Genomic DNA, 13,946 nt, shown 5'->3' with positions numbered 1-13,946 from the left:
ATTGCCTGGTTATTCAATTTATATTATTTTAGCGGCACACAGATTTAACCGGAATTAATCTAATCATGAGAAAAGTACTTTTTAGTGCTATAATGCTGTTTTTAGCATTGGGCAAATTGTCTGCGCAAACGCAATATCAAAATACAGGCTGGTTTATGTACCTTAACAATACCAGGTTTAACAAACATTGGGGTTTGCAATTCGATTTGCAATTGCGTTCTGCCGATCATTGGGATTATTTACGCAACACGCTGGTAAGGCCCGGACTTACTTATTTTATCAACGATAAACATAATGTTACCTTAGGATATTTGTGGCAAACCACGCAAAACAGGGTAGATGGTTTAGAAAACACAACCTTAAATGAACACCGGATTTTTGAGCAATACATTTATACCCATAAATTAAAATCAATTTTTGCCAGCCACAGGGTTAGGGTGGAGCAGCGTTTTATAGAAAGAACCGGCGAAGATGTTTTTGCCCAGCGGTTCCGTTATTTTTTCAGACTGATACAGCCTTTACAAAAATCACAGCCAACTTTTACAAAAGGGCCCTTTGTAGCCTTACAGAATGAGGTTTTCTTAAACATTCAAAATAAGGATCAGATAAATAATAGCTTTTTTGATCAGAACAGGTTGTATCTGGCCACAGGTTATCGTTTTTCTAAAAAGGTAGATGTCGAGGTGGGGTATTTAAATCAAGCCGCTCATGGTGCGCAGCATAATACAATAAATAATGTAATTCAGCTTGCGCTTTATACGAGGTTTTAATGTTTTAAAGTCATTTTTTGTAGAGTGAGATATACAAATTGTTAAATGTGTTGTAAATGAAATTGCTTTTTGCTCAATTTGCGGCAATGAAACGATTTTCCATTTTATTTATCGCACTCTTATTTGGCAGGCGGATGCAGGCCCAGGAAATAAAGACTTCTTCAACAGAAAATACTCCGGCTTCAAAAAGCTTATTCAACCCTGAACATAAAAGAAATTTTTCCCGTAAAGGTAATTTTTTCTTCCACTGGGGATATAACCATTCCTGGTATGACAAAAGTGATATCAGATTTACGGGACCAAATTACGACTTCACTTTAAAAGATGTAGTTGCGCATGACAGGCAATCGAAATTAGACTGGAGTTATTTAAATCCGTCACTTATTTCTGTCCCTCAATATAATATTCGTGTGGGTTATTTTATTAAAGATAATTATAGCGTATCGATTGGTTGGGACCACATGAAATATGTAATGGATATTCCTCAAACCGTAGCAATTACTGGGCATATCGGGCCAAACATTACGGTAGATAATGTTCCGACAGGCGCTTTGGCAGGGAATTACAATGGCGAAAAAATAAATGTTAAAGAAAGTATGCTCACTTATGAGCATACGGATGGCTTTAACTATGCAAATATTGAGATTGCAAGATATGATGACATTTGGGTAGCGCCTTCTGGAAACACATCGTTAACATTGGAAACAGGTGTTGGATTTGGTATGATGGTACCACGTTCTGACGTAAGATTATTTCAGCTTGGCCGAAACAATAACTGGAATGTGGCCGGTTATGGCTTTTCTGTTGAAGCGGGTTTAAAGTTCTACCCATGGAAACATGTTTATTTCCAAAATACGACTAAGCTGGGTGCTACTAATTTAAAAACAGTGCACACTACAGGTCATGATGATTCGGATAAAGCGAGTCAGAAAATTAATTACATCGAAAACTTTTTCGCAATAGGCGTTCAGTTTTAAAATCATAAGCTCACCGGAACAACATTCCTGTTGTATCCGGTGAATTATTCCATAAATGATGCTTGTCACCATGGTGGGTTTATGGAAAAACCGCTCTCTTCTTATATGTCCAGCAAACGTCTGTGGTAATTAATCTGCCCTAAATGATAAGCTAAATGCGTAGTTAAATGAACAAGAAAAAATTCTGAAGACGTTTTTTCTTCGAAAACCAACAGTGGATATTCAGCCGCAAGGTCTTCGTCGCTTAAACCTTTAAGTGTTTTATTTACAACTGAAATGGTTTCCTCGATTTTCTGTACAAGTTCTGCCTTTGGAATATTTTTTAAGGAAAACTCTAATTCCCGGTTTCGGATATAACCTGTATTTCCAAGTATTGCACCAATGTAAGTGTTCAGGTTGCCAACCAAATGCAGACAGAGATTTCCGGCTGGATTTAGGATGCTTTTATCAATTACCCACAGATTTGGTTCCGTTTTATAAGATTCTATTTCAAATTTGAGCTTATTCAGGTCTCTGTTAAACAGTGATTTTAATGCTTCCGTTAGCATATATGCAAATTAATGCTTTTATGGTAATCGTTAATCAAATTTTGAAAAATCAACATAAAAAAAGCGCTTGCAGTGAAACCACAAGCGCTAATGATTAATTTGTTTATATTTTATTAGTTTTTACGAACTCTTCCTGATCCGACTACAGTTTTATCAACCTCAGCATTACCAGTATAATTTACATTGCCCGAACCACTAATTACAGCGTCGATTTTGCGTTCTGCATGAATATTAACCGTTCCGGAGCCACTAATGCGGGTAGAAAGATCTTCAACCGTTAAGCTTTTGCCGTTAAATCTGCCCGATCCACTAATGGTAACGTTGGCTTCTTCTGCTTTGCCGGTGATGTTTAAGTTGCCTGAGCCGCTAATTACACCGTTAACATCATTGGTATTTACGTTTACCTTAATTTCGCCCGAACCACTTAAAGTTGCATTTAGTTCTGAACCGTTGACTGTGCCATCAACAGAAATACTTCCATCGCCGCTCATGGTTAAACTGCTTATTTTTTTAGCAGTTACATAAGCAATGATTTTTTTGCCTTCGTATTTTTTAGACCAGCTTGTCCAGCTTGTTTGTGGACGAATAATTAATACTGAACCTTTTACTTCAGTTACTAAAGTAGATATTGCATCGGCATCACCTTCAAATCTTAAACTCTCCGTATTGCCTAATTTTACAATAACGGTAATTGGACCACCTGCTGCAACGCCACTAAAATTTTTCACATTACGCTCATCGTCGGAGATTTTAGTAATGTTGGTTTTAACAGGTGAAGCTATTGTGGTGAAGCTTGCTGAAAGCATTAAAGCTGCACATAAAATTGGGAATAATTTTTTCATGGTTTAGATATTATGCCCCGAATAGGTTTTTGGGGCGGGTTATTAACTTTAATTATAAGACGATTGAACTTCAAAAAAGTTGCATCATCGGAAAAAATAATCTTTTACCTTTTAAACGGAATAAAAAAAGTGGAAGAAACTTTAAATTTTCTCCCACTTTTCTGATGATTTTAACGGCTTAATTTTTACTCTACATTTTTTGATTTAATGTAAAATTGAGGATCAGTTTTAAAGCTTGATGCGGTTATGGTTGCATCAACTTTAATTGTCTTCCAATCGTTTGTTGGTTTTATTAAATCGTATGTTCCATTTTTTAAAGTAACTTTTACAGGCATATCAAAACCTTTAACATCGCTTAGCCAGCGATAAGATAATGCGCCTGCTTTTATTTTATATTCTAAAACCGGAATTTGGGTATGGCGTAAATACTGATCAAAAACTTTATCCAGTTTTAAGCCGCTTTGTTTAGCAATATAGTTTTCAATTTCTGCAGTGGTTACGGTTTTGTGGTAAAAAGTTTTATTCAATCCTCTAAGCAATTGTCTGAACTTTTCATCATTATTCATTAACTGGCGAATGGTATGTATTAAATTGGCGCCTTTTGGATACATATCTCCTGAGCCTTCTTTATTTACACCGTAGGGGCCAATTACAGGAATATCATTTGAAATGATTTTTTGTAAACCAACAGCATATTCATTTCCGGCAGTTTTGTTTTCTGTACATTCTGTAAATAAAACTTCAGAGTAATTAGTGAAACCTTCGTGAACCCACATATCGGCAATATCTTTTGAAGTAATATTGTTTCCAAACCATTCGTGGCCACTTTCATGAACCGTAATAAAATCCCATTTTAAGCCATGCCCGGTACCGCTTAAATCGCGACCTAAATAACCTTGTTTAAACTGATTCCCGTAGGCAACAGCACTTTGATGCTCCATGCCCAAATGTGGTGCCTGCACCAGTTTATACCCGTCTTTATAAAAAGGATAAGGGCCAAACCAGTATTCAAAACATTTTAACATTGGTTTTACATCGGCATCCCAGTGCGGGCGGGCTTTAGCGCTATCGGCTTTTAAGGACCAGTAATCGATGCTTAAATTGCCATTTTCGCCTGCATAACTATCTTGCCAGTGTGCATATTTGCCAACATAAAAAGTTACACTATAATTGTTAATCGGGTTGCTTACAAACCAGTTGTATTGGGTATAACCATCTGGTTTTTCTACTGTGCTTCTTAATCTTCCGTTAGAAATATCCTGCAAGCCTTTTGGTACACTGATGCTGATTAAAACGCTGTCTACTTCATCACTTTGATGGTCTTTGTTCGGCCACCAGCAGCTGGCGCCAAAACCCTGACAGGCTACTGAAACCCATGGATTACCATCTGCATCCTTTTTAAAGATAAAACCACCATCCCAGGGTGGTCTTTTCGCAATAACCGGGTTGCCCGAGTAAAATACAGTAAACTTTTCTTTACTGCCTTTTTTAATGGTTTTTGGGAAAGTCACAAATACGGCGTTAAACTCTCTCGTGAAAGTTAATTCCGCACCTTGATAAACAACTTTTTCTACCTTAAGGTTTGCGAAAAGGTCAAACTGTAATTTTTTGAAATCCTGCGTGGCGGTAAAGGCAAATTCATTGCTGCCACTGATCAATTTCTGATCAATATCTATTTTAATATCCAGGTGGTAATAATTAATATCGTAACAGCTGCGTAGCGGTGTTAAAGTTCCACGCAAACTATCTGCACGGGCATTAGGCTGATCTTTACCCAGCATTTGTGCCTGAACAGAAGAGATGCCCAAACCCAGGGCAAGTAAAAATAAGAGTTTCTTCATTTTTATTTAATAATATCTACTTCAACAAAACTATCATTAAAAATGGTTTGTGTAGCCTTTATATAGTCAGCTTCTGCAGCTTTATAAGGATTATCTACAAATTTTTGCGGATTACGGGCAAATAAAGGGAAAGCTGTACTCTGAACCTGAATCATAATTCTGTGTCCTTTTTTAAAAGTATGCAATACATCCTGCAAACGGAAATTCACATCCGTTTTTTGATTGGCAACCAAAGCTTCTGGTTTCTCAAAACTATTTCTGAAACGTGCAGGCATAATTTCTGAACGGACCATTTGCCAGTAATTACTCAAAGTGATGTTTTTGTTCGGCATATACGGATTGTTCGGCTCATCACCCGGATATACATCAATTAACTTAACAACGAAATCAGCATCTGTTCCGGTGGTGGCAATTTTTAAATGCGACATAATTTCGCCGCCCAAAGTAACATCCTCTGTTAGTACATCAGTTTGATAAACTAAAACGTCTGGTCTGCGGCCAGCAAAACGCTGATCTTCGCTCATGTAGTTATGAGGGGTAAAACCCAGTGTAGTCGTAATGTCTTCAGTGTAGGGAACGGGTTTGGCCGGATCGCTCACATAATTAACTGACCCGGTAGTGGTGGGTGCTGTCATGCTCAATTTTCCATCAGCAGCAAGATATAACTTTTGTTTAGTGGCTTTTTCTGTTGGCCATTTGGTAAAAGTTTCCCATTCTTTTTTGCCTGTATCAAACATATAGGCTTCTGGTAAACCAGAATTTTTATCTCCATTGCCTTTTAAGAAATGGCTAAAGAATTTGGCCTCGATATTTTTCTGGTAAAAAGTTGCAATGCTGTCGCCAAAATATACATTGCTGTGCATAGTATGGCCAGTTTCACGACTCCATCTTCCATGCCCGAAAGGCCCCATTACGATGGTGTTATAGGCATCAGGGTTTTTCTTTTCAATGGTTTTGTAAATATTTAAAGGGCCAGACAAATCTTCAGCATCATACCAGCCACCTACCAGCATTACCGCAGGTTTAATGGTGCCATAGTGTTTTAATAAACCGCGTTTTTGCCAAAACTCATCGTAATTTGGGTGATTAACCGTTTCCTGCCAGAAGAAATTATCTTTATAATATTTATCTGCATTGTTTAAAGAGCCTAGATCTAAAGCAAATTGATAACCATCTTTAGTATTGGGTTTAATTGTTTGATTGCTGTACCAGGCTTTAGAAGTGGTATCAGTTTTTTGAACGCCAAATACCGGAAAGGTGAAAAAATAACTTTGAAGGAAAGATCCGTTGTGGTGAAAATCGTCAAAGAAAAAATCAGAAATTGGCGCCTGTGGAGAGGAAGCTTTTAAAGCAGGGTGGTTACTTAAAATGCCTGCTGCGGTATAAAAACCTGGATAGGAAATGCCCCATTGACCAATTTTTCCATTGTTATTGGCTACATTTTTAACCAGCCAGTCAATGGTATCGTAAGTATCCGAACCTTCGTCAACATCGGTTTTTGCTTTTTTATTGTCAATAACTGGCGTCATGTTTGTCCAGGTGCCTTCACTTTTCCAGCGGCCGCGTACATCCTGCATCACCACAATATAGCCTTCTTTCATCATTAATTCTGAAGGGCCTAAACGTGCAGGAAATTTACTCTCACCATACGGTGCGATGCTATAACAGGTACGCTGCATAATCATCGGATATTTTTTCTGTGCCGATGCATCTTTTGGGGTATAAATTGCGGTAAAAAGTTTTATACCATCACGCATGGTAATGTAAACTTCTTTCTTGGTGTAATTTTCTTTTGCGTAACCTGCATCACCTTGTGCAAATGCAGCAGATGAGGAGAAAAGAAAAACGGAAACAATAAGTTTAAGGTATTTCATTTGGTTTATTTTAAAACGGATACGGTAATGTAAGAACTGTTAAAGGTATCGTGGTAAATTTTTTGTGTTGCTTTTTGGAAATCTCCTTTTTCTGCCTGATAAATATCCATAAACTTTTGTGGATTTCTGTCTGCCAGTGGGAACCAGGAGTTTTGAATCTGAATCATAATTTTATGTCCTTTTTTGAAGGTATGGGCAACATCCGGCAGAGGATAATTTACTTTAGTGATTGCACCGGGAACAAAAGGCTCAGGTTTTTCAAAACTATTGCGGTATTTGCCACGCATAATCTCGCCTCTTACCAGCATTTGATAACCACCCATAATCAGGTTTTTTGGATTAGGAACGGGATTTGGGGCATCTTCAGGATAAACATCAATTAATTTAACCACATAATCGGCATCTGTACCTGTGGTAGACACTACCAGGTTAGCTAAAACAGGTCCGGTTAATGTAATGTCTTCCGTCAGGGCATCGGTTTGAAAAGTTTTAACGTCCGGGCGGCGGGCAGCAAAACGCTGGTCATCAATCATATACTCTCGGGTCCTTTTAGCCTGAATCCCATCCTGGTAAGGTACAGGGTTATTAGGATCGCTTACATATTCGTCCCAGCTATCGGTTCTGCCAACTTTTTCAAAAGCAAGTTTGCCGTTGGGTTGCAGATATAAGTTTTTCGTTTCTGTTTCTTGCGGAGGCCAGGTTTTAAATTTTTTCCATTCATTACTTCCGGTTACAAAAATATTGGCTTCAGCTGCATCAAAATTACCTTCTCCCTTTAAATAATGCCTGAAGAAAGGTAGCTCATAATTTTCCTGATACTGTGTACTGGTTGGCTGTCCAAACTGGATATCTCCAAAACTGCTGCCCACACTTCTAACCCAGCCGCCATGAAACCATGGACCTGCAACTAAAATATTATTGGCACCTGGGTTTTGTTTTTCAATAGCTTTATAGGTCGCAAAAGTTCCGTATGCATCTTCTGCATCAAAGAAACCGCCTACAACCATAACTGCGGGTTTAACATTAGTCAGGTGTGGAAGAATCAAACGCGATTTCCAAAAGGTATCCAGGTTTGAATGCTTAAATAAGTTATTCCAAAATTTAATACTGTCTGCAAAATAATTCTCTTTCAGGTTTTTAACAGAGCCCGCTTCCAGATAAAAACGATAATTATCCTGAATGGGGAATTGAAAACCTTTAGGGCCTTTATCGGGCGTAATTGGTTTTGGGCGGGGCACGCCGAAAGAACTCATAAAACTGAAAGCATCCATTAAAAACAACGTTCCGCGGTGATGAAAATCGTCTCCCATAAACCAATCCGTAACCGGAGCCTGTGGCGACACCGCTTTTAAAGCCGGATGTGCATTTGGTAAAGAGGTAGTCGAATAAAAACCCGGATAAGAAATGCCGTAAATACCGGCATTGCCATTGTTATTTTTTACGTTTTTAACCAGCCAGTCAATGGTATCGTAAGTATCTGTACTCTCATCGATATCTTTTTTGCCTTTTTTGGTGGTTTGAGGTCTTATGTCTTCAAATGTACCCTCGCTCATCCATCTTCCTCTAACGTCCTGATAAACAAAAATAAAACCTTCACGCATCATAGCCGGGAAATTACCTAAACTGGTCTTGTATTTGTCTTCTCCGTAAGGGGAAACCGTATAAGGTGTCCGGTTAATCAGGAAAGGGTATTTTTTAGATTGATCTTTAGGAATATAGATGGATGTGAAAAGTTTTACACCATCACGCATAGGAATTTGGCGCTCTATTTTAGTGTAATTTTCTCTAACATAGGCCGAATCTGTTTGTTGAGCAAATAGCTGGCTAGAGAGCATTAAACAAAATAAAAGGCTGTAAAATTTAGTAAAGTTCATTTAAAATGGTTTTGAGGAATAAAATTTAAAGATAGAGATAAGGATTGATTAGGAAAAAAACATCAGGTAAAAGGTTTGTTAGCAAAAGATAATAATTTTTAATAGCTGCAATTCGTCATTTCTATATCAGAATTTAGTTAAATTTATATGATGAGATAATCTTTTGGTCACTTTCATCGTCTTACTAGAAAATCATTTAAACGCACAGAAAATGAAGAGTTTAATTAATAAAGGATTAGCGGTTATTGCTATAGCAGCGATGATAACTGCACTAAATGTAGATGATGCTTCCGCACAGCGGGCAAGCAGGAGTGGAGGATCGGGTGGAGGCAGAATAAGTTCTGCAAGTCCGTCAAGGGGCGGTTCATTTTCCAGACAGCCTTCTATGCAGGCTTCAACAGGCAGCAGAGTTTCAAGAGCACCTGGTGTAAGCAGTTACAGACCTGGATATGGTTCAGTAAGACCATCAAGCCCGGGATATGTTTCAGGCCGTTCGGGTTATCGTTCGGGGTACAGACCAGGCTATGGTTACAGGCCAGGTTATGGTTACAGGTCAAACTACAGTTACCGCCCATATTATAGTTATTACAATTATTACCGCCCATTTTTAGGTTTCCGTATTAATGTATTGCCATTTGGTTATTATCCGTTTTGGTTTGGACCAAGTCAGTATTATTATTCAGGAGGTTTGTTTTATCAGCAAAATAATGATAATTACGAAGTAGTGGTTCCGCCGGTGGGTGCAGAAGTGCCTAATTTGCCTTCTGATGCACAGCAGGTTACCATTAACGGACAAAATTACTATGAATATAAAGGTGTTTATTATACTCAAAGCACTAATGCCGATGGTAAAGCCGTTTATATTGTAGCGGGTAAAGATGGAGTTTTAAATACAGGTAGCGACAGTGCTGCACCAAACTATCAAATAGGTGATATTATTGACCAGTTGCCCGAAGGTTGCAGAGAAGTAACCATTAAAAATGAGAAATACCTGGTTTCTCCTGATGATGTTTACTACGAAGAAGTGATAGATGGAAATAAAACAAGTTACCGGGTTATTGGTAAACTGTTTTAATAATTTATAATTAATTTTTCTGCCACAGAAACGCAGGTTTTACAGTTGCTCTGTATGCTTTGTGGTTCTGTGGCTTTTTTATAGGCTTATTTAATCAATTTCTATACTTTTACATTCTACAATACACCAGCATAGAATGAAACAAATTACAGCTAAACTCTCTTTTTTACTTTTAAGTTTTACTTTATTCTGCGGCTGCTCTTCTCAAAGGCTGGTATCTAATCAGCACGAAAAGGAAACAACCATTTCGTCTATCAAATTTTTAAGTGAATATGTACTTCCAAACCGTTCTTCCTATAACTATACCCTTGTTGGTGGTTTATCCGGTATAGATTACGATGCTGAAAACAATCAATACTTTATCATTAGCGATGACCCTTCGCAGTTTGGCACGGCGAGGATTTATACCGCAAAAATTGATATCAGCAACAATAAAATCGACACGGTAAAGTTTACCGGAGTTACTTACATGCAGCAGGAAAATGGCGAGCAATACCCTAAACTGGGTACTACCAAAAAGGTAAAAGCCGATGGAGAATCGGTTCGCTACAATCCATTAACCAAACAATTATTGTGGAGCAGTGAGGGCGAACGTTTATTTAAAGGTAGTGATACCATAATTGTTCAACCCACTTTAACCAACATTACTTTAGAGGGCAAATTTGTTGATACGATCCCATTGCCTGCCGGATTTCAATTTACAAAAACTGAAAACGGCGTAAGAAAAAATGCACTTTTTGAGGGCACAACTTATGCCGATCATTATAAAACCATTTATGCCAGCTTAGAAGAGCCCAGGTATGAAGATGGACCAAAGGCTGCTTTTGAATATGATAAGGCATTGACCCGGATTTTGAAGTTTGATGCCAAAAGTAAAAAGAATACTGCTCAATATGCTTATAATTTAGGTGCATTGCCCGTTAAACCTACGGTTGATATGGATTGGAATGTAAATGGCATATCAGAAATTCTGGCCGTTAATGATCATACCTTACTGGTTATGGAACGGGCCTGGGCAAAAGGGAACGATGATCATACTTTTATTAAACTTTTTCTGGTTGATTTAAACGATGCAGAGAACGAAATCAATAATCCTTCTTTTATTCAGAACCCACCAAAACCCTTAAAAAAGAAATTACTTTTCGATTTTGATACTTTAAACCGGTACATCGATAATTTTGAAGGCGTAACATTTGGGCCAAAATTACCTAATGGGCATAATACCCTGATTTTTATGGTAGACGATAATTTTGCCAAAACGGAGAGAGGGCAATTCTTTTTGTTCGAAGTAATGCCATAAACACTTAGGTAAACAGAAGCAGTAAGGATAGCATAATTTTACGGCTTTATGTCTTTTGCATAGCATGTTCTGCCTTTTACGTTTAACCTTTTTTCTCTACATTTGGGTCATCAAAAAAAATCCATAAATTATGCAATACGATGTCGTTGTTATCGGTTCAGGTCCTGGTGGTTATGTAGGAGCAATCCGTTGTGCCCAGTTAGGCTTAAAAACTGCCGTAGTAGAAAAATATAAAACTTTTGGAGGCACTTGCTTAAACGTAGGTTGTATTCCATCAAAAGCATTGTTAGATTCTTCTGAACATTTCCATAACGCAGCCCACACTTTTACCACTCATGGTATTAACCTTAAAGATTTAAAGGTTGATATGAAACAAATGATTGCCCGTAAAGATGATGTAGTTGCTCAAAATACTGCGGGTATTACATATTTATTTAAAAAAAATAAAATAGATTCTTTCGAAGGCGTTGGTTCTTTCGTTGATAAAAATACAATCCTGGTTACAAAAGCCGATGGTTCTACAGAAACATTAACCGCCAAAAATGTAATTATTGCTACGGGTTCTAAACCTACAGCATTGCCATTTTTACCAATTGATAAAAAACGGATCATTACCTCAACTGAAGCTTTAAATATTAAAGAAGTACCTAAAACCATGGTTGTTATTGGTGGTGGGGTTATCGGTTTAGAGCTGGGTTCTGTTTATGCACGTTTAGGTACAAAAGTTTCGGTTATCGAATTTTTACCTTCCATTATTGCTACAATGGATGCCGGCCTGGGTAAAGAACTTCAGCGGGTATTAAAGAAATCTTTAGGCATGGAGTTTTTTATGGGGCATAAAGTTACCGGTGCTTCTGTAAAAGGAAAAACCGTTACCGTTACTGCAAATAATGCCAAAGGCGAAGCCGTTAGTTTTGATGCAGATTATTGCATAGTAGCCGTTGGTCGTACCGCTTATAGCGAAGGTTTAGGTTTGGATAAAATCGGAATCACGGTTGAAGAAAGAGGTAAAAAAATCCCGGTGAACGAACATTTGGAAACTGCTGTTAAAGGCGTTTATGCAATTGGTGATGTTATTACCGGTGCAATGCTGGCACACAAAGCAGAGGATGAAGGAACTTATGTTGCAGAAACCATTGCCGGACAAAAACCACACATCAATTATAACTTAATTCCAGGTGTGGTTTATACCTGGCCGGAAGTTGCCTCAGTTGGTCAAACCGAAGAGCAGTTAAAAGAAAAAGGTAAAAAATATAAAGCAGGCTCATTTCCTTTCAAAGCCAGCGGACGTGCAAAAGCAAGTATGGATACAGATGGTTTCATTAAAGTTTTAGCTGATGCAGAAACAGATGAAGTTTTGGGTGTACATATGATTGGTCCACGAGCTGCAGATATGATTGCTGAAGCGGTGATTGCAATGGAATTCCGTGCATCTGCAGAAGATATCGCACGTACCTGTCATGCGCACCCAACTTATACAGAGGCATTAAAAGAAGCTGCTTTAGCTGCAACTGATAACAGAGCAATACACATTTAAAATAATAATTTGGGCATGCCCCAGGCTACGCAAGGGTCGGGCTATCTATTTCAATCTTTTTTGCAGAAAAAGCAAAAAAGGATTTACACGCCTATCCCTCATGCAAAACTTAAAGCTGATAAGAAATTGTCGGCTTTTTTTTATACACAATTTTAATGCTACTACAGAGAAATTTTAGCGTTTAGTAAGTTTGTTTTACGCTTGTGTCTCTGAGCTTTCAGCTTTTCCTTTCTTAATATCCATATGCTCAATAAAAAATAAGCCTTATATTGCAACTCATAAAACTTTAGGGGTGCCTTTATTTACTGGCTGAGATTATACCCTCATCACCTGATCCGGATTATACCGGCGTAGGAAATAGTTATCTGCAAAACTGCTTGCAATGCATCCTGCATTTAAAGACCCCTGAAGTTATATACGAAATGAAGTCTTTATTATGAATTATATTAATGCATTAACAATAGCCGGTTCTGATAGTGGTGGTGGAGCAGGAATACAAGCCGATTTAAAAACATTTTCTGCACTGGGTTGCTTCGGCACATGTGTGATTACTGCGGTCACCGCTCAAAATACTTTGGGTGTAAAATCTGTTCATGCTTTACCGGTAGAAATAATCAGAGATCAGTTGCAGGCTATTTTAGGAGATATAAAACCTGCAGCCATTAAAATAGGTATGATTAACCAGCCTGATGTAGTAGAGGTGATAAGAGAAGAACTTTCCGGATATGATCAAAATATACCCATAATCTTAGATCCTGTGATGATTGCCACCAGTGGTGATCGTTTAATTGAACCAGATACTATTGATCAGTTAAAAGAAAAATTATTTCCTTTAGTTACACTCGTTACTCCAAATATTGATGAGGCCATTATGCTGTCGGGGCAAAGCATTAATAATGTTGAAGAAATGATTTCTGCAGGTCAAAAAATCATCAATCAGGGTGCAAAAGCTGTTCTTGTAAAAGGTGGACACTTATCGGGGCCGATAATCTATGATGTTTTGATCGATGGAGCCCGAGAACCAGTGATATTGGAAGGCAATTTTATCAAATCCAGCAATTTACATGGAACAGGTTGTACGCTTTCTTCAGCCATTGCGGCAGAAATGGCCAAAGGGAATAATCTTTTAACCGCAGTTAAAAAGGCTAAAGCCTACATTACTAATGCCATACTAACGGGTAGGGGCATTAAAACAGGCGAAGGTAATGGCCCATTAAATCATTTTTTTAACCCTTTAAAATTAATTGTACAATAAAATTGTAAGTTAGGTAATAAAGACTGCCGCTTGAATAAATGTTAAACAAATCA

The 13,946-nt window shown here is 37.9% G+C and carries 11 protein-coding genes and 1 riboswitch; of the genes, 6 read left to right on the top strand and 5 right to left on the bottom strand.

Annotated elements, in window-relative coordinates; translation table 11 throughout:
• Nucleotides 1–65 precede the first annotated feature (65 nt).
• Complete coding sequence (locus tag O0955_RS01670) at nucleotides 66–770, top strand: DUF2490 domain-containing protein (RefSeq protein ID WP_269425789.1); 705 nt, start codon at nucleotides 66–68, stop codon at nucleotides 768–770.
• 56 nt (nucleotides 771–826) lie between these two features.
• Nucleotides 827–1,747 (top strand): hypothetical protein, encoded by a 921-nt coding sequence (locus tag O0955_RS01665; protein WP_269425788.1) that lies wholly within the window; start codon nucleotides 827–829, stop codon nucleotides 1,745–1,747.
• Between the two features lie 101 nt (nucleotides 1,748–1,848).
• On the opposite strand, the gene O0955_RS01660 is transcribed toward O0955_RS01665, so the two are convergent.
• The 5 genes from O0955_RS01660 to O0955_RS01640 all read right to left on the bottom strand — a co-directional run bounded on the left by O0955_RS01660 (nucleotide 1,849) and on the right by O0955_RS01640 (nucleotide 8,726).
• Nucleotides 1,849–2,295: a DinB family protein gene (locus O0955_RS01660; protein ID WP_269425787.1), complete on the bottom strand. Its 447-nt coding sequence runs from the start codon at nucleotides 2,293–2,295 to the stop codon at nucleotides 1,849–1,851.
• A 113-nt stretch (nucleotides 2,296–2,408) separates the two neighbouring features.
• Entirely contained in the window at nucleotides 2,409–3,137 is a 729-nt protein-coding gene (locus O0955_RS01655; RefSeq protein WP_269425786.1) for a head GIN domain-containing protein, read from the bottom strand.
• 185 nt (nucleotides 3,138–3,322) lie between these two features.
• Nucleotides 3,323–4,978: a M1 family metallopeptidase gene (locus tag O0955_RS01650; RefSeq protein WP_269425785.1), complete on the bottom strand. Its 1,656-nt coding sequence runs from the start codon at nucleotides 4,976–4,978 to the stop codon at nucleotides 3,323–3,325.
• Between the two features lie 2 nt (nucleotides 4,979–4,980).
• Complete coding sequence (locus O0955_RS01645) at nucleotides 4,981–6,852, bottom strand: CocE/NonD family hydrolase (protein ID WP_269425784.1); 1,872 nt, start codon at nucleotides 6,850–6,852, stop codon at nucleotides 4,981–4,983.
• Nucleotides 6,853–6,857: 5 nt separating this feature from the next.
• Entirely contained in the window at nucleotides 6,858–8,726 is a 1,869-nt protein-coding gene (locus tag O0955_RS01640; RefSeq protein WP_428982388.1) for a CocE/NonD family hydrolase, read from the bottom strand.
• A 211-nt stretch (nucleotides 8,727–8,937) separates the two neighbouring features.
• Between O0955_RS01640 and O0955_RS01635 the strand changes: the two genes are divergently transcribed.
• The 4 genes from O0955_RS01635 (at nucleotide 8,938) to thiD (ending at nucleotide 13,893) form a co-directional block, all read left to right on the top strand.
• Nucleotides 8,938–9,801: a DUF6515 family protein gene (locus tag O0955_RS01635; protein WP_269425783.1), complete on the top strand. Its 864-nt coding sequence runs from the start codon at nucleotides 8,938–8,940 to the stop codon at nucleotides 9,799–9,801.
• Between the two features lie 136 nt (nucleotides 9,802–9,937).
• Nucleotides 9,938–11,101 carry an esterase-like activity of phytase family protein gene (locus O0955_RS01630; protein ID WP_269425782.1) on the top strand — a complete coding sequence of 388 codons (1,164 nt, stop codon included), beginning with the start codon at nucleotides 9,938–9,940 and terminating at the stop codon, nucleotides 11,099–11,101.
• A 130-nt stretch (nucleotides 11,102–11,231) separates the two neighbouring features.
• Nucleotides 11,232–12,638 carry a dihydrolipoyl dehydrogenase gene (gene lpdA / locus O0955_RS01625; RefSeq protein WP_269425781.1) on the top strand — a complete coding sequence of 469 codons (1,407 nt, stop codon included), beginning with the start codon at nucleotides 11,232–11,234 and terminating at the stop codon, nucleotides 12,636–12,638.
• A gap of 278 nt (nucleotides 12,639–12,916) precedes the next feature.
• Nucleotides 12,917–13,012, top strand: a riboswitch (TPP riboswitch).
• Between the two features lie 62 nt (nucleotides 13,013–13,074).
• On the top strand, nucleotides 13,075–13,893 hold the full coding sequence (thiD, locus tag O0955_RS01620) for a bifunctional hydroxymethylpyrimidine kinase/phosphomethylpyrimidine kinase (protein ID WP_269425780.1): 819 nt from the start codon (nucleotides 13,075–13,077) through the stop codon (nucleotides 13,891–13,893).
• Nucleotides 13,894–13,946 lie beyond the last annotated feature (53 nt).

The organism is Pedobacter punctiformis, from assembly GCF_027213715.1.
Classification (GTDB): Bacteria; Bacteroidota; Bacteroidia; order Sphingobacteriales; family Sphingobacteriaceae; genus Pedobacter; species Pedobacter punctiformis.
This window is presented reverse-complemented; position numbering and strand designations above follow the sequence as displayed.